The sequence below is a fragment of the Hydrogenobacter subterraneus genome (assembly GCF_055390195.1).
In genome coordinates this window covers 618982-642063 of record NZ_AP042473.1, presented here as the reverse complement: position 1 = coordinate 642063, position 23082 = coordinate 618982, and the positions used below count along the sequence as shown (strand labels likewise).

At 44.7% G+C, this 23082-nt stretch carries 26 protein-coding genes; 23 read left to right on the top strand and 3 right to left on the bottom strand.

From position 1 onward, the window contains the following. Positions 1-13: 13 nt before the first annotated feature. The 8 genes from ACZ5GB_RS03615 (at position 14) to ACZ5GB_RS03580 (ending at position 7025) form a co-directional block, all read left to right on the top strand. Positions 14-346, top strand: a complete 333-nt coding sequence (locus ACZ5GB_RS03615) for a nicotinate phosphoribosyltransferase (protein ID WP_464327619.1) — start codon at positions 14-16, stop codon at positions 344-346. A gap of 20 nt (positions 347-366) precedes the next feature. Continuing rightward, positions 367-2280 carry a threonine--tRNA ligase gene (gene thrS, locus ACZ5GB_RS03610; protein WP_464327618.1) on the top strand — a complete coding sequence of 638 codons (1914 nt, stop codon included), beginning with the start codon at positions 367-369 and terminating at the stop codon, positions 2278-2280. Next, positions 2277-3440, top strand: a complete 1164-nt coding sequence (locus tag ACZ5GB_RS03605; RefSeq protein ID WP_464327617.1) for an NAD(P)/FAD-dependent oxidoreductase — start codon at positions 2277-2279, stop codon at positions 3438-3440. The genes thrS and ACZ5GB_RS03605 overlap by 4 nt, the downstream gene beginning before the upstream one ends. Before the next feature lie 19 nt (positions 3441-3459). Further along, entirely contained in the window at positions 3460-4200 is a 741-nt protein-coding gene (locus ACZ5GB_RS03600) for a universal stress protein (RefSeq protein ID WP_464327616.1), read from the top strand. Beyond that, positions 4179-4838: a lysophospholipid acyltransferase family protein gene (locus tag ACZ5GB_RS03595; protein ID WP_464327615.1), complete on the top strand. Its 660-nt coding sequence runs from the start codon at positions 4179-4181 to the stop codon at positions 4836-4838. The genes ACZ5GB_RS03600 and ACZ5GB_RS03595 overlap by 22 nt, the downstream gene beginning before the upstream one ends. Continuing rightward, a complete protein-coding gene (locus tag ACZ5GB_RS03590; RefSeq protein ID WP_464327614.1) occupies positions 4804-5214 on the top strand; it encodes a molybdopterin-guanine dinucleotide biosynthesis protein B in 411 nt (136 codons plus the stop codon). Before ACZ5GB_RS03595 ends, ACZ5GB_RS03590 begins: the two co-directional genes overlap by 35 nt. A 244-nt stretch (positions 5215-5458) precedes the next feature. Then, positions 5459-6364 carry a homoserine kinase gene (thrB, locus tag ACZ5GB_RS03585; protein WP_464327613.1) on the top strand — a complete coding sequence of 302 codons (906 nt, stop codon included), beginning with the start codon at positions 5459-5461 and terminating at the stop codon, positions 6362-6364. Next, the gene (locus ACZ5GB_RS03580; protein WP_464327612.1) at positions 6345-7025 is read left to right on the top strand and encodes a type III pantothenate kinase; all 681 of its coding nucleotides are present in this window, start codon (positions 6345-6347) and stop codon (positions 7023-7025) included. Before thrB ends, ACZ5GB_RS03580 begins: the two co-directional genes overlap by 20 nt. Here ACZ5GB_RS03580 and ACZ5GB_RS03575 read toward each other — a convergent pair. Beyond that, positions 6976-8514 carry an HDIG domain-containing metalloprotein gene (locus ACZ5GB_RS03575; RefSeq protein ID WP_464327611.1) on the bottom strand — a complete coding sequence of 513 codons (1539 nt, stop codon included), beginning with the start codon at positions 8512-8514 and terminating at the stop codon, positions 6976-6978. The two genes, ACZ5GB_RS03580 and ACZ5GB_RS03575, sit on opposite strands and share 50 nt — an antisense overlap. 75 nt (positions 8515-8589) lie before the next feature. Between ACZ5GB_RS03575 and ACZ5GB_RS03570 the strand changes: the two genes are divergently transcribed. Genes ACZ5GB_RS03570 through ACZ5GB_RS03520 form a run of 11 tightly spaced genes read left to right on the top strand, consistent with a single transcriptional unit; the run spans position 8590 to position 17329 of the window. Beyond that, positions 8590-9051, top strand: a complete 462-nt coding sequence (locus ACZ5GB_RS03570; RefSeq protein WP_464327610.1) for a hypothetical protein — start codon at positions 8590-8592, stop codon at positions 9049-9051. A 1-nt stretch (position 9052) separates the two neighbouring features. Then, the gene (locus ACZ5GB_RS03565; RefSeq protein ID WP_464327609.1) at positions 9053-9502 is read left to right on the top strand and encodes a hypothetical protein; all 450 of its coding nucleotides are present in this window, start codon (positions 9053-9055) and stop codon (positions 9500-9502) included. After that, positions 9499-10029, top strand: coding sequence for a GTP-binding protein (locus tag ACZ5GB_RS03560; RefSeq protein ID WP_464327608.1), 531 nt, complete (start codon positions 9499-9501; stop codon positions 10027-10029). Before ACZ5GB_RS03565 ends, ACZ5GB_RS03560 begins: the two co-directional genes overlap by 4 nt. Further along, positions 10007-11251, top strand: coding sequence for a HEAT repeat domain-containing protein (locus ACZ5GB_RS03555; RefSeq protein ID WP_464327607.1), 1245 nt, complete (start codon positions 10007-10009; stop codon positions 11249-11251). Before ACZ5GB_RS03560 ends, ACZ5GB_RS03555 begins: the two co-directional genes overlap by 23 nt. Next, a complete protein-coding gene (locus tag ACZ5GB_RS03550; RefSeq protein WP_464327606.1) occupies positions 11244-13001 on the top strand; it encodes an EAL domain-containing protein in 1758 nt (585 codons plus the stop codon). Before ACZ5GB_RS03555 ends, ACZ5GB_RS03550 begins: the two co-directional genes overlap by 8 nt. A 34-nt stretch (positions 13002-13035) precedes the next feature. Then, positions 13036-13260, top strand: a complete 225-nt coding sequence (locus ACZ5GB_RS03545; protein ID WP_464327605.1) for a hypothetical protein — start codon at positions 13036-13038, stop codon at positions 13258-13260. 12 nt (positions 13261-13272) lie between these two features. Next, positions 13273-14268 (top strand): phosphate ABC transporter substrate-binding protein PstS, encoded by a 996-nt coding sequence (pstS, locus tag ACZ5GB_RS03540; protein WP_464327604.1) that lies wholly within the window; start codon positions 13273-13275, stop codon positions 14266-14268. Between the two features lie 13 nt (positions 14269-14281). Beyond that, complete coding sequence (gene pstC, locus ACZ5GB_RS03535; protein WP_464327603.1) at positions 14282-15250, top strand: phosphate ABC transporter permease subunit PstC; 969 nt, start codon at positions 14282-14284, stop codon at positions 15248-15250. 5 nt (positions 15251-15255) lie between these two features. Then, positions 15256-16137 carry a phosphate ABC transporter permease PstA gene (gene pstA / locus ACZ5GB_RS03530; protein ID WP_464327602.1) on the top strand — a complete coding sequence of 294 codons (882 nt, stop codon included), beginning with the start codon at positions 15256-15258 and terminating at the stop codon, positions 16135-16137. A gap of 1 nt (position 16138) precedes the next feature. Then, entirely contained in the window at positions 16139-16912 is a 774-nt protein-coding gene (pstB, locus tag ACZ5GB_RS03525; RefSeq protein WP_464327601.1) for a phosphate ABC transporter ATP-binding protein PstB, read from the top strand. Positions 16913-16921: 9 nt separating this feature from the next. Continuing rightward, the gene (locus tag ACZ5GB_RS03520) at positions 16922-17329 is read left to right on the top strand and encodes an acyl-CoA thioesterase (protein WP_464327600.1); all 408 of its coding nucleotides are present in this window, start codon (positions 16922-16924) and stop codon (positions 17327-17329) included. Here ACZ5GB_RS03520 and ACZ5GB_RS03515 read toward each other — a convergent pair. Both ACZ5GB_RS03515 and ACZ5GB_RS03510 read right to left on the bottom strand, forming a co-directional pair. Continuing rightward, on the bottom strand, positions 17295-17507 hold the full coding sequence (locus tag ACZ5GB_RS03515; protein WP_464327599.1) for an AtpZ/AtpI family protein: 213 nt from the start codon (positions 17505-17507) through the stop codon (positions 17295-17297). The genes ACZ5GB_RS03520 and ACZ5GB_RS03515 overlap by 35 nt on opposite strands. A 23-nt stretch (positions 17508-17530) precedes the next feature. After that, a complete protein-coding gene (locus tag ACZ5GB_RS03510) occupies positions 17531-20377 on the bottom strand; it encodes an FAD-dependent oxidoreductase (protein ID WP_464327598.1) in 2847 nt (948 codons plus the stop codon). 242 nt (positions 20378-20619) lie between these two features. On the opposite strand from ACZ5GB_RS03510, the gene ACZ5GB_RS03505 reads away from it, so the two are divergent. Genes ACZ5GB_RS03505 through ACZ5GB_RS03490 form a run of 4 tightly spaced genes read left to right on the top strand, consistent with a single transcriptional unit; the run spans position 20620 to position 23082 of the window. Next, on the top strand, positions 20620-21048 hold the full coding sequence (locus tag ACZ5GB_RS03505) for a globin domain-containing protein (protein ID WP_464327597.1): 429 nt from the start codon (positions 20620-20622) through the stop codon (positions 21046-21048). Next, complete coding sequence (locus ACZ5GB_RS03500; protein ID WP_464327596.1) at positions 21045-21335, top strand: P-II family nitrogen regulator; 291 nt, start codon at positions 21045-21047, stop codon at positions 21333-21335. Before ACZ5GB_RS03505 ends, ACZ5GB_RS03500 begins: the two co-directional genes overlap by 4 nt. Beyond that, a complete protein-coding gene (locus tag ACZ5GB_RS03495; protein WP_464327595.1) occupies positions 21332-21661 on the top strand; it encodes a P-II family nitrogen regulator in 330 nt (109 codons plus the stop codon). The genes ACZ5GB_RS03500 and ACZ5GB_RS03495 overlap by 4 nt, the downstream gene beginning before the upstream one ends. After that, entirely contained in the window at positions 21658-23082 is a 1425-nt protein-coding gene (locus tag ACZ5GB_RS03490; RefSeq protein ID WP_464327594.1) for an MFS transporter, read from the top strand. The genes ACZ5GB_RS03495 and ACZ5GB_RS03490 overlap by 4 nt, the downstream gene beginning before the upstream one ends.

Here is a 23082-nt window from a genome sequence, read left to right as displayed (position 1 = left end):
TATAATTAGAGCTATGAAAGTGTCCGAATATGTGGAAAAGGGCCTAAAAAACCTTGTGGAGGAGAAGCCTGAGGGCTACATGGAGCTTGGCAAATGCACCTCTGGGTGCCACTCTGTGGCCTTTTTTATTAAAGGGACTCCAGAGAAGGTGGAAGATATAAAGTTTAAGTCCACCAAGAGGTGTAAAAAGCTCCTTGCGGTGGCAGACTTTGTAGCACAAAAGATCAAGGAAAGGGGAAAGGTGGAGCTAAAAGAGGAAGAAGTCTTAAGCTACTTCTCCGAAGAGAAGGAACAGGATAAGCTAAAAGACAGGCTAAGCATAGTAAAGACAGCCCTTGGGCTTTAGAAGAAATTATAATTAACCTTATGGTAAAGGTAAGGGTAAACGGAAAAGAGATAAGCGTAGAAAAAGGCACACCACTTGGTGAGATTTTTAAGTCCCTTGGCATAGATGGAGCCATAGGCGCAAAGGCTGGCTCAAGGCTAATAGACCTTCTTACACCCATAAGGGAAGACATAGAGATCACACCCATCTACAAGGAAGACCCGGAGAGCCTTGAGATAATGAGGCACACCCTCTCCCACATAATGGCGCAGGCCCTAAAGGAGATATATGGCTACGATAAGGTCCATCTGGGTGTTGGTCCAACTACAGAAGAGGGCTTTTATTACGATGTGGAAGTAGAAGGGCATACCATAAGCTCTGAGGACCTACCAAAAATAGAAGAGAAGATGAGGGAGATAATAAGGAAAAACTACCCCATATTTAGAAAGGAGTTAGACAGGGAAGAGGCCATAAGGCTATTTTCCGAGCTAAAAGAAAAGTACAAACTGGACATAATAAACAGGATAGATGAAAAGGACATAATATCCGTCTATGGACAGGATGGCTTTACGGACCTTTGCAGAGGTCCTCATGTGCCTTCAACAGGTATGGTGGGAGAGTTTAAGCTTACCCATGTGGCTGGCGCCTACTGGATGGGAGATTCTTCCAAGCCCATGCTCCAGAGGATATACGGCATAGCCTTTTGGAGCAAGGAAGAGCTGGAAGAGAGGCTAAGGCTGTATGAAGAGGCAAAAAAGAGGGACCACAGAAGGCTTGGAAAGGAGCTTGAGCTTTTCCTAATAGAGGATGAGGTGGGTGCGGGCCTTGTGCTTTGGCTTCCAAAGGGAGCAATCCTGAGAAAGACACTTGAAGATTATTGGAAGGAAGAACACATAAAAAGAAGCTACCAGCTTGTCTATACTCCTCATGTGGGAAATGCCAAGCTTTGGCAAACAAGCGGGCATCTTGACTACTACAGGCCCAACATGTTCTCTCCCATGGAAATTGAAAATGAGGAATACTTTGTAAAGCCTATGAACTGTCCTTTCCACATAGCCATATATAAAAGCAAGGTAAGGAGCTACAAAGAGCTTCCCTTAAAGCTTGCAGAGCTTGGCACCGTTTATAGGTATGAGATGTCGGGTGTGCTTCATGGCCTTATGAGAGTCAGGGGCTTTACACAGGACGATGCCCATATTATATGCACGCCAGAGCAGGTGGAAGGCGTAATAGAGGAGACCTTACAGTTTGCCATAGATATGCTAAGGTCCTTTGGCTTTGAAGACTTTAAGGTTTACATATCCACCAAGCCGGAGGATGCCATAGGTTCGCAGGAGCAGTGGCAGTTGGCAGAGGGCGCCCTAAGGAAGGCTGTGGAAAAGGTGGGTCTTGAGTATGAGATAGATGAGGGTGGCGGAGCCTTCTATGGTCCCAAGATAGATGTAAAGATAAAAGATGCCATAGGGAGGCTTTGGCAGTGTTCCACCATACAGTTTGACTTTAACCTTCCAGAACGCTTTGACATGGAGTATGTGGGACCAGACAACAAAAGACACAGGCCCTATATGATACACAGAGCCATCTTTGGCTCCATTGAAAGGTTTGTGGGAGTCCTTTTAGAACATTATGCTGGGCTTTTGCCTTTGTGGCTCTCTCCAGTGCAGGTAAAGATAATTCCCATTTCACCAGAAAAGCATGGAGATTATGCAAGGGAGGTGGAAGGCAGGCTAAAAGAAAAAGGTATAAGGGTAGAGTTGGATATGAGGGATGAAAGGCTAAACGCACGTATAAGGGATGCGGAGCTTCAAAAGGTGCCCTATGTGGTGGTTTTGGGAGACAAAGAGGTGGAGAGCAAGAGCCTGTCGGTTAGGAGTAAAAAGGAAGGAAACCTTGGAACCATGTCCTTAGAAAACTTTGAACAAATGCTTTTGGACAAGATAAGGAGTAAACAGTGAAAAAGGTAGTGGTTTTGGGCGGTGGTATTGCTGGCGTTGAATGTGCCATCTTTTTAAGAAAGTATGGCTTTGAGGTAGAGCTTATTTCCGACAGGGATTATCTGTTTGTTTATCCCATATCCATATGGATACCTACCGGAGAGAAAAACTTTGAAGATGTATGCATACCTCTTGAAAGCCTTTCAAAGGCGCATGGTTTTAATTTTGTAAAGGACAAGGTGGTGTTTGTGAACAGAGAAGGTTTTGTCTTGGAAAAAGGTGGAGAAAGGCGGGACTTTGATTACCTTGTAATAGCTCTTGGTCAACGGAAATTGGCCCATAAAGGTATAGAATACACCTATTCCATATGCGGCTCTCCCGAGGAAACTCTTGATTATAAAAAGAGGCTTGAAGAACTGATAAGCAAAGGTGAAGGTAAGCTTGCCTTTGGCTTTGGTGGGAATCCTAAGGCAAAGGAGGCGGTAAGAGGTGGCCCAGTTTTTGAGCTTCTTTTTAACGTTGATTACATGCTAAGGAAGAAAGGGATAAGGAACAGGTTTGAACTTACCTTTTTTGCTCCCATGCCAAAGCCTGGAGAAAGGCTGGGAGAAAGAGCTTTGAGCATGTTGGATTATTTCTTTAAAAAGCTTAACATAAGGGCTATTACTGGAAAGAAAATATTGGAATTTACGCCAGATGGTGTGGTGTTGGAAGACCAAAAGATAGAGGCCGACCTTGTGTGCTTTGTGCCAGGTGGCGATGGGCATGAAGCTATCAAAAAGGGAGACCTTCCCCAAAATGAAAGTGGTTTTATCCTTGTGGACCATTATAATAAGGTAAAGGAATGCCATAAGATATATGCCATAGGCGACTGTGTGGCCTTAGAAGGCCCCGAATGGAAGGCAAAACAAGGACACCTTGCGGAAGTTATGGCAAGAAACGTGGCATACAACATAGCCTTAGAAGAAGGCCTTGTAAAGGGTGAACCTAAATCTTACCTGCCTCACATAAATATACTCTGTCTTATGGATATGGGAAACGGTGGCGGTCTTGCCTATAGGGATGGTAAAAGAGCCCTTCTTGTACCATTGCCTGTGGTTGGACATTGGATGAAAAAGGCTTGGGGAGTATACTATAAACTTTCAAAGCTTGGAAAGATCCCAAGACTTCCGGGTATGTAATGGTTTGTATAATTTTAGTATGGCCTATACCATAGAGAAGGTTGGTGCCTACTTATCAGAAGAAGATGAAAACTATTTAATTTACGTTAAGGCTATAGCTACACGATTAAAAATAAAGCCGGAGTTTATATTAGAGGAGAAAGTATTTCAAGAAAAACCATTATGGAGCTTTTTTGAAGATTATGATTTATATACCATTTCAAAAAAGGAGGAAAGTATTCTTAATATTCTTGAAGAAAAATACGACCTTCTCTTTGTAAAATACAAAAAACAGCTCTTTGGTAAATCTGTCCCGGAGTGGATGCTGTCAGATACAAGTAAGTTAAGGTTTTGGGTATACAAAGAAGGAGCAAAAATTGATATAAGAAGAGTTTGCCTTCCCATAGACTTTTCCGAAAGGTCAATAAAACAGGTAGAGTTTGCAGAGTATCTAAAAAACTTCTTTGACTTTGATTATGACCTTGTGTATGCTATGAACATGGAAAGGTTAAAGGGCAAGCTTAGTAAAACAGACTACGACAAAAGCCTTTCTGATAAAAAGGAAGAGGTTATACAACTTTATACAGATATGTTTGCGGAGAAAGAATTTAACCTTACCATGCTTGAGGGAGACCCATACAAAGAGATGGTAAAGTATATAAACTCTTCCGACTACGACCTTGTGGTTATAGGTAGAAGGGGTAAGGGCATGAGGGAGAGGATAGGAAGCGTATCCCTTCATATGGTAAGGAGCTTAAAATGCCCAGTGGTTGTCCTATAAGCACCTTTGCCAAGCTTTTCCTTGCTCCCTTTTGCCCCATAACAAAGAGTATTTTTAGAAAGGTCTTTAGAATAGAAGTCTATGGCCTTGAAAACATACCAAAAGGCCCATGTATAGTGGCCAGCAACCACAGGAGCCACCTTGACCCGCCAGTGCTAAATGCAGTCTTTCCACAGCCCCTTTGGTTCCTTGCCAAGGAGGAACTCTTTAAAATTCCCATACTTGGCAGGCTACTTCCACATATGGGGGCCTTGCCGGTAAAAAGAGGCTCGGGGGACTTGGAGGTTTTGGAGCTTGCCATGGAGCTTATGCACTTTGGTTGTAAGGTTTGTATATTTCCAGAAGGCACAAGGGCAAGGCCCGGAGAGTTTTTAAAGCCCAAGCTGGGTGTGGGTCTTTTGGCCATAAAGAGCCAAAGGCCCGTTTTGCCCGTCTATATTGAAGGCACAGACATGGTATTCCCAAAGGGTGCCAAATTCCCAAAGCCGGGCCATCCCATAAGGGTCTTTATTGGAAAAAGCAAAGTCTATCATGGCGAAGAAAGCCCAAGGGAATACAGGAGAGTGGCAGAGGAGATAATGGAGAGCATAAAGGAGCTTGCCTATGCCAAAGGTGGTATGCATAGTAGGATACCATAACTCGGGAAAGACAAGCCTAATAGAGAGGCTAATACCGGAGCTTCAAAGGAGAGGCTATAAGGTGGGCTACATAAAGCATGACCCAAAGGGGCATGGCATAACAGACAAGGAAGGAAGCGATACAGACAGGGTATTCAAGCTTTTGAATAAGGTTGCCCTTATCTCTCCACAGAAGCTTACCCTTTGGGAGAAGAGGGAGGATGACCCATTAAAAGTTGTAGAAGAATACTTTTCCGACTGCCACATTGTTATCCTTGAGGGCTGGAAGTCTTTGGAGGGTGTTAAAAAGGTTGTGGTAGGGGACTTGGAGGTGGAAGGCCTTAGGGTAGATGGACTTGAGGATTTGGATAGGCTTGTGGATTTTATACTGGAGTGATAAAAATAAATGAGACAAAATTTTGCCTGCTTCATTTTTTTTCAAAATATTTGAAGCAAAGGTGATGTGAGAAATTCCCTTTTGTAGGGGCATTATGCATGGCGCCGTAGGGACTGGTTAAAAACCTGTTTAACACACTTCTACCTTATTTGTCTCATTTATTTTTGGCAAAAAGTGATGGTGGCCTTCCCTTCGGTTAATTAATTTCTCACCCTGCGTGTGTAAAGTAATATAGACTATATATATGCTCAAGATTAAAGTTCCCGCAAGCACGAGCAACTTTGGTGCTGGCTTTGATGCCTTTGGCCTTGCCCTAAGCCTTTACAATGAGTTTTATGTGGAGCCTTCCGGCTCCTATAATGTCCAGATAGAAGGAGAAGGTTTAAACCTTCCCACCGATGAGGAAAACCTGTTTATAAAGGTCTACAAAAGGGCTTGTAAGCTTCTTGGAAAGGAAGAACTTCCCATAAGCCTCAAACAGATAAACCGTGTGCCTACCGCAAGGGGCCTTGGCTCTTCGGCCACTGCCATAGTGGGTGGCATACTGGCCTGCCAAGCCTTGCATGGCCTTGATATAAGCCTTGAGGAAAAGCTAAAAATAGCCTTTGAGTTTGAAAGGCATCCCGATAACCTTCTTCCTGCCTTTCTTGGTGGCTTTGTGGTATGCGCAAGCACGGAGGAAGGGGTAAAGTTCATAAGGCTTGACTTTCCAAAGGAGATAAAGGTGGTGGTCTGCGTGCCAGACTTTGAGCTTTCCACAGAGAAGGCAAGGGAAGTAATAAAGAAGGAAGTGAGTCTAAAGGATGCAGTCTTTAACCTTCAGAGGTCAGCTCTTTTTGTGGCAAGCCTATTATCAAAGAACTTTGAACTTTTAAAGGAAGCTGTAAAGGATAGGCTCCACCAGCCTTACAGGGCCCATCTTATTCCGGGCTTTTGGCAAGTGTTGGAAGAGGCCTACAAGTTTGGAGCTTTGGCCGTCTTTTTGAGCGGTGCTGGACCATCTGTGGCAAGCCTTTGCCTTGATAAGATGGAGAAAGTGGGCAAGGCCATGGTGAAGGCCTTTGAAGGCGCTGGCGTGAGGGCCAAATACATGGTGCTTGAGGTGGCAGAAGAGGGAGCCTTGGTAGAGTATGAAGGTTCTAACCCTTGATGTGGGAAATACATCGGTGGATGTGTGCCTTTATGAGGGGGAGCTAAGGTATATAGGGAAGTTTGAGCATGATAAGGTGCCCTATATTGAGGCGGACCTTGTGCTTGTGTCTTCTGTGAGGCCCTCTGCAGAGGCATACATAAGGGAGAGGTATCCTAAGGCAAAATTCATAAGGGCAAAGGATGTGCCTCTGGAGGTTGCCTTTGAGGGAAAGGAAAAGGTAGGAGTGGACAGGCTTCTAAACCTCTATGGTGCCATAAGCTTTTACAGCAAGGATATGGTTGTAGTAAGCGCTGGCACAGCCTTGGTGGTGGACCTCGCCATAGATGGCATCTTTCAAGGTGGCTTTATAACCTTGGGCATAGGTTCTGGCCTTGAATGCCTCTCCAAAAAAGCAGAACTCATTCCCAAGATAGACTTAAGGTCTATAAAGGTAAGCATTGGGAAAAACACCGAAGAGGCCATCCTTGGAGGTTTTATAAACCAAGCCAAAGCCTTCATCTCAAAGTGTTTGGAAAGCTGGCAGGAAGACTACAAAAGGAGCTTAAAGCTCATAATAACGGGTGGCGATGGATGGCTCTTTGAGGACCTTGGAATCTATGACCCTTTGCTTATTCACAAGAGCCTCCTTGCTTTAAGCTCTCATAGTAGCCCTTTATAAACTCCACCGCCTCCTCCCTTGTGCTTACCCTTCCCTCAAGTTGTGCTTTTTCTAAGGCTTTTTTTATCTCTCCCACCAGTGGGCCGGGCCCTATGCCCAATATTTGCATTATCTCATTGCCATTTAAAAGGGGTTTTGTGGGAACCTTGGATAGCTTCTCCCTCTTGTAGCTTATGAGGTCATGGATGGTTTTTAAAAGCTTTCCTATTTCCTCCTCTTCATCTCCGCTTCCTATGGCGTCCGCTATGGCATGCAGGAAAAGGTGGCTTGCTATATCTTGGCACTCCCTCCAGAAGTTGGCCCTTCCCCTGTCTGTAAGCTGGCTCTTAAAGAGGGATTCCCTAAGATAAAAGGGCCTTAAATGCTCTTCCACAAGCCTTGAGACAAACTTGGTGGCAGACTCACCCCACTTGTAAATCTTTCCATACTCTTGAACTATCTTGGCACCCAGCTTATCATGGCCGTAAAAGGTGACCTTTCCATCTCTTATCTCAAAGGTGTGGGGCTTGGCAATATCGTGGAAGAGGGCAGAAAGCTTTAAAAGTTCTATGTCGGAAAACTCGCCAAGGACCTCCATCTTCCCAAAGTCTTCCAAAAGCTCCGCAGGAAGGTAAACATCCCTCTCTTCTATTACCCTTTCCAGTGCTTCCATCACCTTAAAGACATGATCCTCAAGGGGGTATATGTGGTGTTCTCCTTGGTCTTTTACTTCCTTCCACCTTTCCGTGTCTGGGAATAGCATCTGAAGCACACCGTGCTTATAGAGGTCTTTTAAAATCCTGTGGCTTTCCTTGTGTCTTAAAATCTTGAAAAGCTCAAGGCTTATCCTTTCTACGGGCGCCTTCTTTATAAGGCGTCTTTTTCTCTCCACAAACTCATAAAAATCCTCTGTAAGGCTTAGCCTCTTTTCCACTGCAAGGCGAAAGCCCCTTATTATCCTTACTGGGTCCTCTTCAAGGTTTTTGAAAGATATAGGCCTCAAAAGGCCCTGTTCTAGGTCCTCTATGCCGTGGGCTGGGTCGTAGATGATGGTCTGCTTGGCGCCTATGCTAAGAAGGTCGTCAATGCTTACGGCCATGGCGTTGGCGCTAAAGTCCCTTGAAAGAAGGTCCTCTATAAGGGCCTTTTCTATATCCTTGCCCTTTATCTGGGCAAAGTCAAAGCGGTACTTGTAAGGTGGGAGCCTCAAAACCACCGTGGCTATGGTGGGCCTTCTCAAAAGTCCCTTCTTTTCAAACTCAAAGTAAGAGCCACCTATCCTTTCGGCCAGCTTTTTTGCCGTTTCTCTCGGGTCGCAGGTCACCAGTAGGTCTATGTCTATGTGATAGCCCACGGGATCTCCCAGTATCCTGTCCCTTACCCATCCACCCACTACAAAGCAGTAGGCCTCCCTTGGAAGCACCTTGGCTATATCGTCAAAGTAGGTCATATAGAAGTTTAGCCCATGGGCGGTGTGCTTTATTCCCTTTTCAAAGATTACATCCTGCATGTTTATTAAAGATATACCCCTTAACCAAATCTTAACAATAACCTTCTATACTCTCATTTTGAAAGGTGGTGAGTCATGGGGTTCCTTGAGGAAGAAAAGCTTTTAAAGGTGCTTTTTGAAGGCTTAGAGGAGTTGGCTGGAGATAAGGCAAAAAGGACCTTTCAAAGACTGCTTCAAGAGATGAAAGGGCAGGACCGCATGCTATCTGTGGAGAGGGCCTTAATATACATCTTTGACAAGGCGGGCCATCCTATACTTTGGCAAATAGGCTACAGGTTGGCAAAGGGTGAGGCTTTAAGTAAAGGCCTTGTAAGTAAGGATGGCTATAAGTTAGAAGATGGACGCTTTATAGTTGAGGTCTCTAAGTGTGGTATCCGTAATGCTTTGGCTCAGTTGAATATAGAGCCTACAAAAGGTATGGCCTGCTCCCTTTGCAAGGGCTACATGCATGGGGTTGGTGATATTATGGGCTTTGGAAGCCTTGTAGAAGCCTCACACAAAGAAAGCGTATGCCAATTTTCCTTTGGGGGTAAATAATATGGATGTGGTAGGCTACAGCTTAAAAGAAGAAGAGCTAAAAGAGATAGTAAGCAAGCTTGAGGCATTTAGAAGTTCCCTTTTCCTTGACCTTGTGGTGCTGATGGATGATGGTGGAAGGCTCATAGCCTATTCTCCTTACGTGGATAGCCAAAGGCCTATAGCCTACAGGGTGGCGGTGGTGGGTGCTGCCACGGTGGGCGCCGTTGATCAGCTTGAAAGCATCATATCCTCCAAAAGGCACATGTTCTTTGCAGGCACAGATAAAAACATGTATATCCATGTGATAAGCCCCAAGTTCCTCTTGGCTTCCGTCTTCTCCCACAAGGTACCACTTGGAAGCGTAAAGCTCTTCAAGGAAAGAATATCAAAGGAACTTGCAAGCATACTGGAGAAGGCTCTTAGCAGGATGGAAAAGAAGGTGATAAGGTTTGAGGACATTGCCCTATGAACCTACGCATACTTTATCACGGCCTTGGCATGGCTGGAAAAACAACCAACTTGGAGAAGCTCCGAGAAATATACTCTGGGTATGTATCAGACAGGCTACACCAGCAAACCACGGAAGGTAGGACCGTTTACTTGGATATGCTATCCTTGAACCTGAGGACCAAGTCTGGTAATGGAGAAGTATGGATAAGCCTCTTTACCACGCCTGGGCAGGAGAGGTTTAGGTTGCTAAGGGGCTGGCTCTTTGGCCATGTGGATGGCATTGTTTTTGTAGTAGATTCTAGCAGGAGCTTAGAGGAAAACCTAAGAGCCTACGAGGAGCTAAGGGAATATGGCCTTTTGAAGGTACCCATGGTGGTGCAGGCTAACAAAAGGGATGCACCAAACCCTTTGCCTTTGGAAACCATAAGGGAGGCCTTTAAGGGTATTACTGTGGTGGAGGCCATAGCAAGGGAAGGGTATGGTGTGGCGGAGACCCTTAGGGAGATACTTAGGGAGGTGCTAAATGCAAAAGCTCCTGTTGGCTAACTACATCCTCAACCTTAGGCCCCTTTATGGTCCTTTCCACAGGGACATGGTAAACGTAAGCTGGCTTGTGGAGTCCCTCAGAAGTTCTCTAAAAACTGGTTGCCTTGTGGTTCAAAGGCTTGGAGAGCCAGAGTTTTTACCAGTTTTGGATGGTATTCTAAAGGGTGATATAAGCCAAGACTTTGAGCTTATAAGCTTTTACCCTACCACAGAAAACTTTATAATCCACTCCTTTGGGCTATATGAAAGGTATAGACTGCCACTGCACAGCGAGAGGCCCCTTTGGATAAACTTGGAGAGCATAAACTTTAACACAAGGGAGTTTTTCAAAAAGCTCATAGACTTTGAGACAACGGGCTATGTAATAGTGGAAAACCGTGTAAAGCTTCAAAAGGCCTACCTTCTCCTACAGAAGGGCCATGTGCTAAAAGCCCAATACGGAGAGGAAAAGGACCAAACTGCCCTCAAAAGACTTTTGGAGGACCTAAGCCAAGAGGTATGTACCCTAAGGGTCTATGAACTTCCGGAGGAGATTGTGTCCTTCTTTGCCCTTGAGCCAGAGCTGGCAGGAGTCTATCAAAGCTTTGAGTCTGTGCCTATTAAAAACCTTCCAAAGACCTCCATGGTGGTGAGCGTATCCCCCGAAAGGTATGGCTATAGGGTTTATGTGGAGGGTGAGGAGGTCTTTTCAGAGGGCTTTGAAGATGAGGCACCCTTCTTTGAACTATTTATTTTAGGTGGGGGTCTTTCTCCCATTGAGCCAATGGATGTGTTTTCCATGATTGAAGAAAAGGCCACCCTCAAGGTGGTAAAGTATGATCCAAACCATCCTGTCCTTTACTTTTGCCCCGCCTGCTGGAGTGTGATCTCAAGGGAAGATGTGGTCTGTCCCAACTGTGGCTATGACCTAAAGGAATTCCACAACCTGCCTTATGAATACAAACTTATAATGGCTTTGGAGCATCCCGTAAAGGAGATGAAGAGGAATGTGATATATACCATAGGGAAAAAGGACCTGGAGATGGCCATACCACACCTGGAAGTGATGATAAGCAAGGAGACGGATCCCATAATCCTTATGGAGATAGCGGATGCACTTTCAAGGATGACCTCACCACAGGCCATAGGCCTTTTGAGGGCCCTAAGCCAGCACAGGTATCCTGTGGTAAGGTCAAGGGCCATGCTTCACCTTCAAAAAAGGCTAAGAAGTCTGGATGCTTGATATAAAGGGCTGGCTAAAAAGGGAGTTCTTTCAAAGCTTGGAGATAACACCTTACTACCAACCTATAATAGACCTATACAACTCACAGGTCGTTGGCTACGAAGCCCTCAGCAGATTCCTTCTCAAGGGAGAAAGCCTTCCACCTTCTAAGGTATTCTGTATGGCAGAAGAGATAGGCGTTTTGGGAGAGCTTGATATGATATGCAGGGAGAGGTCTGTTTTGATTTTTCCCAAAGGTTTAAACTCTCTCCTTTTCCTAAATGTCTCCCCTTCCTACCTTGCCTCCGAATACTTTGGTAAGAATAAGACCTTAGAGCTTGTGGAAAGTGTGGGCCTTAGGCCTGAGTCTGTGGTGCTTGAGCTTTCCGAGGTGGAAAGAGTAAAGGATGTGGAGCTTCTCAAGAGGGCCATAGGCCATTACAAAAGCCTTGGCTTTTTGGTAGGCATAGACGATATTGGTACTGGCTACAACTCCCTTCAGCTACTTTTGGAGCTTGATGGGCATTTAGACTTTGTAAAGTTTCCAAGGGAGCTTGTAAGCGGTGTATCAAGAAGCAAGATAAAGTACCAACTGCTCAAGGTCCTTACAGAGGTAAGCCTTCAGATGGGCATAAGGCCCATATATGAGGGCGTGGAGCAAGAGGAGGATGTAAAAACCCTTTACTATGACCTAAGGGCCTGCCTTTTCCAAGGCTTTTATTTTGCCAAACCCATGCTAGCCACAGAGATAGTCAAGTTTAAACCACAGATAAGCTTACGGATCAGGGAAGAGGAGAAGTACATACAGGGAGAGATACCACTTACCATCAAAGTGGAGCCAAGCGAAAAGTTTCACAAGCTTTTGCACACTTTAGAAAACTCTCAAAAGCGATACTTTTTGCTTGATGTAGGCGTTAAAAAGTTCCTCATAGACTCTTGGAAGCTAAAATATAGCCTAAACCAAAAGCTACGAGACCTTTACTATTACAAGGACCTTAAGACGGTTATTGAAAAGCTTCCTCACCTTTTTATAGATCTTGAAAGCCTTCCATACATATCCCCAGATGCTTTTAAAATAAAAAGCCTTCTTGAAGAGATCTTGTCCTCCAAGCATGACTTTGTGCTTATAAAAAAGGGCCAAGAGGTCCAAATACTTGAAAAACAGCATCTTTTGGACCTTTTCTACAAGGAGCTTTCAAAAGAGCTTCTTGACAAAAACCCCCTCACCCAGCTTCCGGGCAATAGGGCTATAGGGGAAAAGATAGAAGAACTATCAAAAAGGGGAGAAGATTTTTATGTATGCTACTTGGACTTGGACAACTTTAAGGCCTTCAACGACGCCTACGGCTTTTACCTTGGCGATCAGATGATTAAAAAGGTGGGCCTTTTCCTAAGCCTTTTTGAGAAGGAAGACCCAAACAAAAGGTTTGTGGGACACATTGGAGGGGATGACTTTATCATCCTGCTTTGGGGAGAAGACGTGAGCAAACTTGTGGAGGAACTTTTGTACCTTATAAAAAACCTCCAGAAGGAGCTTTTGGCCTTTTACAGCCAGGAGGATAGGGAAAGGGGCTACTTTGTGGGAAAGGATAGGGAGGAAAACCTAAGGGAGTTTCCCATAGCCAGCATATCGGCCGTGCTTTTGAAAGGTTCTTCGGACCTTCTTGACCTTTCTAAAAGGTCTGCCAAATACAAAAAGCTTGTAAAGGCCCAGAGGGGAAGCGCCCTCTTTGTGGAGGATCTTAACCAAATCTTAACAATTGGTCTGTAGAATATTGCCTTAGAAAACTGTAGGAGGTGAAGCTATGAGAAAGTTTATTATGGTAGTAGCCCTTGTGGCACCGCTTTTTGGCTTTGCGGGAACAAACCACCCAGCCCTGGACACTCTGCTTGAGGTCCTAACAGATAAGGGTATAATTACTCCAGAAGAGGCTATGAAGCTGTCCGAACAGCTCAGGAAGGACATGGACGAAAGAAACAAAGAAATCCAGTCCATGATCAAAAAAGCCTTAGAAGAAAAATCTAAGTAAGGAGGTGTAAATATGAAAAAGGTAGCTTTGGCAATTGCAGCCCTTACTGGTGCAGCCTTAGCTTTGGAAATTACAGGTGCAGGAGCTACATTCCCCTACCCTGTTTATGGAAGGTGGGCCTATGAATTTCAAAAGGCCACAGGCCACAAGGTAAATTACCAAAGCATAGGCTCTGGTGGTGGTATAAGGCAGATAATCAACAGAACGGTAGACTTTGGAGCCTCCGATGCCCCCCTAACACCAGAAGAGTTAAATAAAAACAATTTGCTTCAATTTCCAACTGTCATAGGTGCTGTGGTTATCACCTACAACGTGCCAGAGATAGGCAAAACTGTGCTTAATATGGACCAAAAGGCTGTATGTGATATCTACATGGGCAAGATCAAAAAGTGGAACGACCCATACCTCCAACAGCTTAATCCCAACGTAAAGCTACCAGATAGAAACATAGTGGTGGTTCACAGGTCTGATGGTTCTGGAACCACATGGATATTTACCAACTGGCTTTCCAAGGTATGCCCCGAGTGGAAAGAAAAGGTAGGCTTTGGCACATCTGTAAAATGGCCCACAGGTGTAGGTGGTAAGGGCAATGAAGGAGTGACCAACTACGTAAAAAGGTCCCAGGGTGGCTTGGGATACGTGGAATACATCTACGCAAAACAGAACAACCTTCCAGTGGCAAAGATCAAAAATAAGGAAGGTGTTTTTGTAGAGCCAAGCGTAAAGACCATACAGGCAGCTGCAGCTCATGCCAAGTGGGACAAAAGCAAACACTTCTATGAAGTTCTCACAGACCAGCCAGGAAAGGACAGCTATCCTATAGCTGGTGCTACCTTTATACTCTTGGCAAAGGACCAACCAGAAAGGGCCAAAAAGGCTACTACCTTCTTCAAGTGGGCCTTTGAAAATGGCGATAAGTATGCAGAAGAGCTAAACTACATACCCATGCCCAGCAACGTAAAGAAGCTCATCTTTGAATACTGGAAAGAAAACGGCGTACATCCATAAGGTGAGGTATAATATGGAATTGGAAGGCGTGATAGAAGGAAAGCTGAGCGAAGTAAAGAATAGAGGTTCTCTTATAGAACGGGTAGTAAAAGTCTTCTTAGGCTTTTGGGCCCTCTTTGTGGGGCTCCTCTTCCCTCTTCTTATTCTTTTTATCCTCTATTACGAGGCCAGGCTTGCCATAGAAAAGTTTGGAGTAATAAACTTTCTAAAATCCACCAACTGGGACCCTGTGGCGGAAGACTTTGGCGCTGCTACTATGGTCTTTGGCACCTTTATAAGCACCCTATTGGCCATACTAATGGCAGCACCCATTTCAATCGGCATAGCCATATTTATTACAGAGCTTGCCCCCAAATGGTTCAAGCCTATTATATCCACCGCAGTAGAGCTTCTTGCCGCCATACCAAGCATCATATATGGCCTTTGGGGCTTTTTTATACTTACGCCCATAATGGCAAACAAGGTAGAGCCTTGGCTACAGGATAAGCTGGGAGGCATACCAATAATAGGGCAGCTCTTCTCTGGCGTTCCAACTGGTGTAGATGTGCTTACCACAAGCCTTGTGCTTTCTATAATGATCATACCTTTTATGAGTGCAGTGGTAAGGGACAGCTTTGAAATGGTGCCTTCCGTTATGAAAGAATCGGCCTATGCTCTTGGCGCTACCCAATGGGAAGTGATAAGAAAGGTAGTAATACCCTACACTGCATCGGGAATAGCCGGTGGCCTTATCCTATCTACCGGTAGAGCCTTAGGTGAAACCATGGCAGTGACCTTCTTGGCAGGGAACAACCCGCAGATACCCAAATCCCTTTTTGATTCCTTTACCACCATAACGGTAACCCTTGCCAACCAGTTTACAGAAGCAGATACAGACCTATACCTATCTGCCCTTTACTATCTTTCCATGTTCTTGTTCCTAATATCCCTAATACTTTTATCCATAGCCAAATACCTTGTCCTTAGGCTTGAAAAGAGGTGAAAGGTATGAAATTAAAAACCTATAGAAAAATTGTTAATTGGATTATGCTTTCCATAGCTTCTCTAATGGCTGTTTATGGTATTTTTTGGCTTTTTTGGATACTTGGTTCCCTACTTATAAACGGATTTAAATATTTTGGACCAGAGCTTATATACCTTGATCCCACACCTGCAGGCGTGGAGGGTGGTGGATTAAGGCCTGCCTTTGTAGGACATTTTATAATCACAACCTTAGCAACAATCTTAGGAGTGCCCATAGGATTAATGGCAGGCATATACTTTTCGGAATATGGGCAGAATAGTAAGTTTTTTAGAGTTTTAAGAAATATAACAGATATTATGGTAAGCACACCATCCATCATAATGGGCGCCGTGGTATACGCCATACTTGTCAAACCAATAGGACACTTTAATGGCCTTTCTGGAGCTGTGGCTTTGGCCCTTCTCATGGTACCTGTTATAGCGGTAACCACCGATGAGATGTTAAAGCTGGTCCCCCAACAGATGAGGGAGGCGGCCTATGCCCTTGGCGCCTACAAGTGGCAGATGATAAAAAGTGTGGTCCTCAGGGCTGCAAAGGTGGGTATACTTACGGGTGTTATTTTGGGTGTGGCAAGGATATCGGGCGAAACTGCTCCCTTGCTTTTTACAGCCTTTAACAATGCTCACTTAAACCTTAATCTTATGAAGCCTATGGCCAGTATAACGGTTACTGTGTTCAACTATGTAATGGGCCCCTATCACTATTGGCATGAACAAGCTTGGGCAGCTTCTCTTATCCTAACCTTAGGTGTGTTGGTCCTTTCCATAGTGGCAAGGCTTGTGCTTCATGGGAAAATAACCAACCCATTGGCTTACATGTTTAGGAGAATTAGGAAGGAGGCTTGATATGGTTGAGACCATAATAGGGCTAAAAAAGCGCATGGAAATAATCAACCTTAACTTCTATTATGGAAAAAATCACGCCCTAAAGAACATAAGCATGCCTATATACGACAAAAAAATCACCGCCTTGATAGGACCTTCTGGTTGTGGGAAAACAACACTTTTAAGATGTCTAAATAGGATGCATGACCTCTATCCCAACAACAGGTATGAGGGTGATATACTTTTGGATGGTGCAAGCATCTTTGATAAGAGTGTGGACCTAATAGAATTGAGAAGCAAGGTTGGTATGGTCTTTCAAAAGCCCACACCCTTTCCCATGTCTATCTTTGATAATGTGGCCTTTGGGCTTAAGCTAAAAGGCATAAGAGGGTCCGAGCTAAAGGACCGTGTGGAAAAGGCTCTAAAAGATGCCGCCCTTTGGGATGAGGTAAAGGACAGATTAAAAGAAAGCGCTTTTTCCCTCTCTGGTGGTCAACAACAAAGACTTTGTATAGCTAGAAGCATTGCCGTAGAGCCAGAAGTGGTACTCTTTGACGAGCCTACTTCCGCCCTTGACCCCATATCCACAGCCAAGATAGAGGAGCTTATTGTGGAGCTTAAAAAGACCATAACCATAGTCATAGTTACCCACAACATGCAACAGGCTGCAAGGATATCCGACTACACAGCCTTTATGTACCTTGGAGAGCTTGTGGAGTTTGGTCATACAGAAAAGATATTTACCAAGCCAGATAAAAAGCTTACAGAAGACTACATCACAGGAAGGTTTGGTTAAAATATTTCTGTGTTCTCTTACCGCAGGCGTGTGCAATTTTACGAGACAGATGCCCAAGGTATAGTGCATCATTCCAACTACTTTAAATACTTTGAAGAAACAAGGGGGGAGCTTTTAAGGTCCTTAGGTCTTCCCTACTCCAGGCTAAGGGAAGAGGGTTATGAGGTGGTTTTGCTTAGCGCCTCTTGCGAATTTCTCAAGCCCTTAAGGTATGATGAGGAGTTTGTCATAAGCTTGACCCTTTCTCATATAGACCGCTTTACCTTTTCCTTTGAATACCTTTTAAACTCTTCGGAGGTTTTAAAGGCGAAAGGTAATACAAAACATTGCCTTTTGAAGGATGGCAAACTGGTCTCCATACCAAAGCATGTAAAAGAAAAGCTTAGTCAATTCTTTTCAAATCCCTGTAAGCGTTGAGAAAGCCAGATATTATACCAATAAAAAAGAAGAATAAAAGACCAAAGGGAGAGGTCCTTATCTTAAAAAGCCCCTCCATGAGCCACCTATCAAAGGCATAACCCACCAAAAGCCCAGCTATTATACCACCCACAAGATTAAGCCCTACATTTAGAGCCAAAAAATCCTTACCCTTCATTAACTATTACTATAATGGCCAAGCTAAGAACTTTCAAGAACTTGTTTTATCAAACTCTCTATCCTTCCCTCCAAATCCTCAAGAGGTATGGTCTGAACCTTCTTCCCTTTTAAGAAAATATCCACAGCCAGTTTTACCTCTCCGTTTATCTTTACCTTTGTACCCACAAAGCCAAGGTCTCCAGCGCCATGCTGTCCACAGCCCTTGGCACAACCAGACCAGTGCATACGTAAGGGTAAGTGGATTGGCATCTTTTGAGATAGATAGCCTGCAAGCCTTAAAGCGTCCGGCTTGTTTTCAATTACTCCAAAGGCGCAGGTCTCACTCCCTTGGCAGGCTATAAGGCCTGTAAGGTATGGGGAGGCACTGGTTGGATATTTGTTAAAGATTGGGTCCGAAAGTAGCTCTTCCAAATGTTCCTCTGGAATGTTTACAAGGTATATGTTTTGGTATACAGATAGCCTTATCTCACCACTTCCATATTTCCTTGAAAGGTAAGCCAGCCTTTCCAAATCCTCCCCTGTAAAGATGCCCGCAGGCACCATCAGGCTAACGGCGTAGAGGCCGTTCTTTTGCCTTATTATTCCAGTCCTCTCACCCGCCCTTTCTACCAAATCCTCACCCTTTCTCCAAAGGTTTCTCAAAAGCCTTCTCTCTATCTCGCCCCTAAAGCCCTCCACACCCAGCTCTTCTATTAAGAAGTAAAGCCTGTTCTTTGTCCTATCTTCTCTGCTTCCCATATCTGAATATATCTCAAGCACCGCCTTAGTTATATCTATGGCTTCGTAGGGAAGGACAAAGATATTTAGGTCAAGGGCCTCCACAGGACCGCCGGAGCCTATCTTACCGCCCGCATAAACGTTAAAGCCGTAGATGTTATCCTTTTTTGCTAAATAAAAGCAAAGGTCGTTATACCTGCAGTTTATACTATCTGTCTTTGAACCTACCAAGCCCAGGTTAAACTTCCTTGGAAGGTCTGCATACTGCCTTTTACCGAGGAATATCTCCGTTATCCTCTTGCTTATGGGTATGGTGTCAATGATTGAGTCTTCCGCAAGGCCCGATAGGGGGTCTCCCGTGATGTTTCTCACATTGTCCATACCCGTTTGTAGAGTTGTAAGCCCCACCCTTTCTATGGCTGAGAGAACTTCCGGAAGGTCCTTTAACTCTATCCATCTTAGTTGTATCTGTTCCCTTGAGGTGAGGTCTACCTGGTTCCTTCCAAACTTCTTAGAAAGGTAGGCTATAACCCTTGCCTGGTCTGCGTTTAGCTTTCCATGGGTAATTCTAATCCTAACCATAAAGTAGCCAGGCGTGGCCTTTCTATAAAAGATGCCATACCACTTTAGCCCATACTCTCTGTCCTCCTCCGGCACCCTTTGCCAATCTCCATGCTCCCTCGCCCAAACTTCAAGCTTTTCCCTTAGGTTAACCTCAAAGGGATGTTTACTTCTCTTGTATTCTTCTACTTTGTTTACCTTTGCTGGCCTTACCTTTACATGCTCCTTTAGTATGCTTTCAATGGTTGGCATACACCCACCGCAGGAAGTGGAAGCTTTTGTGAGAGCTTGGATATCTTCAACAGTTTTAGCTCCGCTTTTTATGGCCTCAAGGATCCTTCCGTAAGATACGGCGTTGCAGTTGCATACAATATCTTCCGGCTTGAAGGTGAGTTTTACCTCTTCTTTTATAAGGTCTTTTATAAGGAAGTGTGGCTTTATGTTTTCTACGCTCTTCCCTGTTTTTACAAGGTCCAATAGGCTTTCGCTTCCTGCCAAGTCTCCAAGCAGTATGGCACCCACAAGCTTACCATCCCTCACAATGGCCTTCCTATACCTGGAGCCGTCCTTAAAGAGGATCACCTCATCCCCTTCCCTTTCCTGAATCTCCCCCACCGACATAAGCCTTACTCCAGCCACCTTTAGAATGGCATGGCTTAAGGACCCTTCGTACCTTTCCACATTGCCATACAAAAGGTTTTTGGCGCACACCTTAACCTGCTCCATTATGGGAGCCAAAAGCCCGTAAGTCTTTCCTCTGTGCTGTATGCAATCGCCTATGGCGTACACATCCTGCTCAGATGTTTCAAGAAAATCGTTTACAAGCACACCCCTATCTACCTTTATGCCAGAGTTCTTTGCCAGATCCACATTGGGCACCACGCCCGTGGCTATTATAACCATATCCGCCTCTATCTCCTCCCCATCGGAGAACCTCACACGGCTAACCTTCTTCTCTCCAACTATCTCCTCCGTCCTTTTTGAAAGCAAAACCCTTATGCCAAAGCCCTCAAGGCTTTTCTTAAGCATATCGCTGGCTGTTTTGTCAATATATTGCTCCATAAGCACGTCAAAAAGGTGAACCAGATAAACATCAAGTCCTATATCTTTTAAAGCCTTTGCACACTCAAGGCCAAGGAGGCCACCCCCTATTACCACAGCCCTTTTTGAAACCCTCGCCAGCTCCATTATGCCATACACATCCTTTATACTCCTAAAGGTAAAGACCCCCTTCTTATCCATTCCCTTTATAGGTGGCACCCTGGGATAGCTTCCGGTTGCTATAACCAGCTTATCATAGGGATAAAGCTTCCCATCGGAAGTTAGCAAAAGCTTCTTCCAAGGTAATACCTTTTCAACCTTTTCACCTATATGTAGCTTTACACCATGCTCTTCGTAATAGCTCCACCTGTTTATAACTATCTGACTAAAGAGCTTTTTACCGCTGAGGATATCCGCCAAGTGTATCCTGTTATAGCTTAAGGTCCTTTCCTCGCCAAAGACATGTATTTCAATGTCTCCGCTTTGCCTTATGAGCTCCTCAACCAAAGCAGTGCTTGCCATACCGTTTCCTACCACTATAACCTTCATAGGCACCTCCTACCACTTATCTATGCAAGGAGCTTGCCAATTGGGGTTTTTTAAAGGCCCTTTATTTACGCCCTTGTTCTGAATAAGCCGTGTCCTTTAGATTAACATTTTGACATTTTTGTAAACAATTTTTCAATAGTGTGTTTGATGCTTTGCATTGAAAATCAAGCTGGCGTGAGCCTTTTATAACCTCCTATATCTGGCATTGATTTTGCAAGTATGAAGGGTGAGGAGGTGAAGCCATGCGGGAAGAAACAAAGATGGCCATAAGAAAAAGCATACCCTTTTTGCAGTCTAACGGCGAGAGGTTAACCTCTCGCATGTACCAGATACTCTTTGAAAAGAACCCAGAGCTTAGGAACATGTTTGAAAGCAACAATTCCAAAAAGCTCGCCAGTGCTTTGCTTGCCTTTGCCCAGAACCTGGATAGGCTACATGTATTGGAGCCAGCCATAAACACAATGGCGCTTGCCCATGCAAAGGCTGGTGTAAAGCCCGAACACTACCCTAAGGTTTGGGATGCCCTTTACCAGGCCATGGTTGAAATGGGTGTTGGCCAAGACCTTATTGAGGCATGGAAGGAAGCCTATTGGTTTTTGGCCGATGTGCTAATTAGCAAAGAGAAAAGGCTATACGCATGCCTTGAAGAGGTCAAAGGAGGTGTGCCATGAAGGAGCTTGTGGTGATAGTTAGGAGAGAAAAGAGTGCAGAGGTAAAAAGCTTTCTCTCATCCATAGGTCTTGATTATGTGTCCAAAACTGTGAAGGGAAGGGGTAAGGAGGGGGGCTTGGGGTACAAAACAAACAAGGGAGTTATCATGTCCCTTCTGCCAAAGACCCTTATACTCACCTGGGTGGAGGAGGCCCTTTATGAAGAGGTGATTGAAAAGATCATGGATATAGCCCATACGGGCTTTTATGGTGATGGAAAGATCTTTGTGATAGGAGGTTGGTCATGAGGATGATAAAGGCTGTTATAAGGCCAGAGAAGCTTTATGAAGTGATGAAGGCTTTGGAAAAGGAAGGCTTTAAAGGTATAACGGTGATGGATGTGGTGGGAAGGGGAAAAGAGGGCGGCGTTCAGGTGGGAGAAAAAAGCTACGATGAGCTTGCGAAGACTCTCATAATGATAGCAGTTGAGGATGAGTATTCGGACAAAGTTGTAGACATTATAACAAGGCACGCAAATACGGGTATGTTTGGAGATGGGAAGGTTTTTGTCTGTCAGCTTGAAGAGGTTTGGACTATAAGGACTAAAAAGAGGGAATTGGGAGGTGTTAAATGAGGCGGGTTATAGAAGCTATAAAATCGGGCAATCCTAAGGCCCTTTTTGCGTCCTTTTTGTACTTTGATACTGGCTTTAGCATATGGCTTTTGCTTGGCGCCTTGGCGCCCTTTATAGCCCAAGAATTAAACCTCTCCCCTGCACAAAAGGGTTTTCTTGTAGCTGTTCCTGTTCTCTCTGCCGCCATCCTTAGGATAAACTTTGGCTATCTTTACCAGTCTGTAGACGGAAGAAAGATAGCACTGGCTGGTATAATCCTTTCCGGCATTCCATCCCTTTTTGCCCTTCTCTTCCCATCCTATTTGAGCGATTACTCAGTGCTTCTCCTCTTAGGTGTGCTGTTGGGTATGGGTGGAGCCAGCTTTGCAGTTGCTCTTCCCATGGCTGGTAGCAACTATCCGAGAGAAGTACAGGGTCTTGTATTGGGCCTTGCGGCGGCTGGAAACATAGGGGCTGTTTTGGATGGCATCCTTTTCCCTCCTCTTGCAAAGCTCTTTGGCTGGAAAGAAACGATGGCTATGGCTGGGCTTTTGCTGGTGATAACCTTTTTGGTGGTCTTTTTTTGGTCAAAGGATAAAGGGGAGAAGGAAGGCAAGGGGACTTATCCCATCCTTGTCTTTTTTATAACCATCCTCTTTATGCTCTTTTTGGTTCCAGCTCTTGAGAGGGGCTGGCTTGGTATAAAAGGTAAAGAAGCCTTGCTTTTACTCCCACTTATAGGAAGCGCCTTTGTGCTTTCCTTCCTGCCAAACAGATACAGAAGAGTTTTTCTTGAAAGGGATACATGGCTTATGGTCCTCATATACAGCATAACCTTTGGCGGCTTTGTAGGTATGTCTTCCTATGTGAGCCTTTATCTCATTGACCAGTATGGTTTTTCAAAGATTGAGGCTGGAGCCTTAATGTCCCTCTTTGCCTTTACGGGAGCCTTTATAAGGCCCTTTGGAGGCTTTATTGCGGATATGATAAGCGGTGTTAGAGCCTTGACCTTTATACTCTTTGGCATAGCCAGCATGTACATGGTGTTGTCTGTGCTTAAACTACCACCTTTCCTTGGTGTGCTTGCCCTTCTTGTAATCTTTGCCTTTTTTGGACTTGGCAACGGTGCAACCTTCCAGCTTGTACCACACCGATGGCCAAAGGTTAGGGGTATGATGGCTGGCATTATAGGCGCTGCCGGCGGTTTTGGAGGCTTTTATCTTCCTACCGTCTTAGGTATAGTAAAGGAAACAACCGGCTCTTACTCTGCGGGCTTTTTCCTCTTTTCAATGGTAGCACTAACTGCCTTGGTCCTGTTAAGGCTTGTGCATAGCCAATGGATGGAGTGGGCCCATGTTAGGTATGACTACGAGAAGGATATGCTAACCGGTATAGCTCCCAACGGAAGGGTGGTGATGGAGCTTCTTTATAAGGAGGATTAA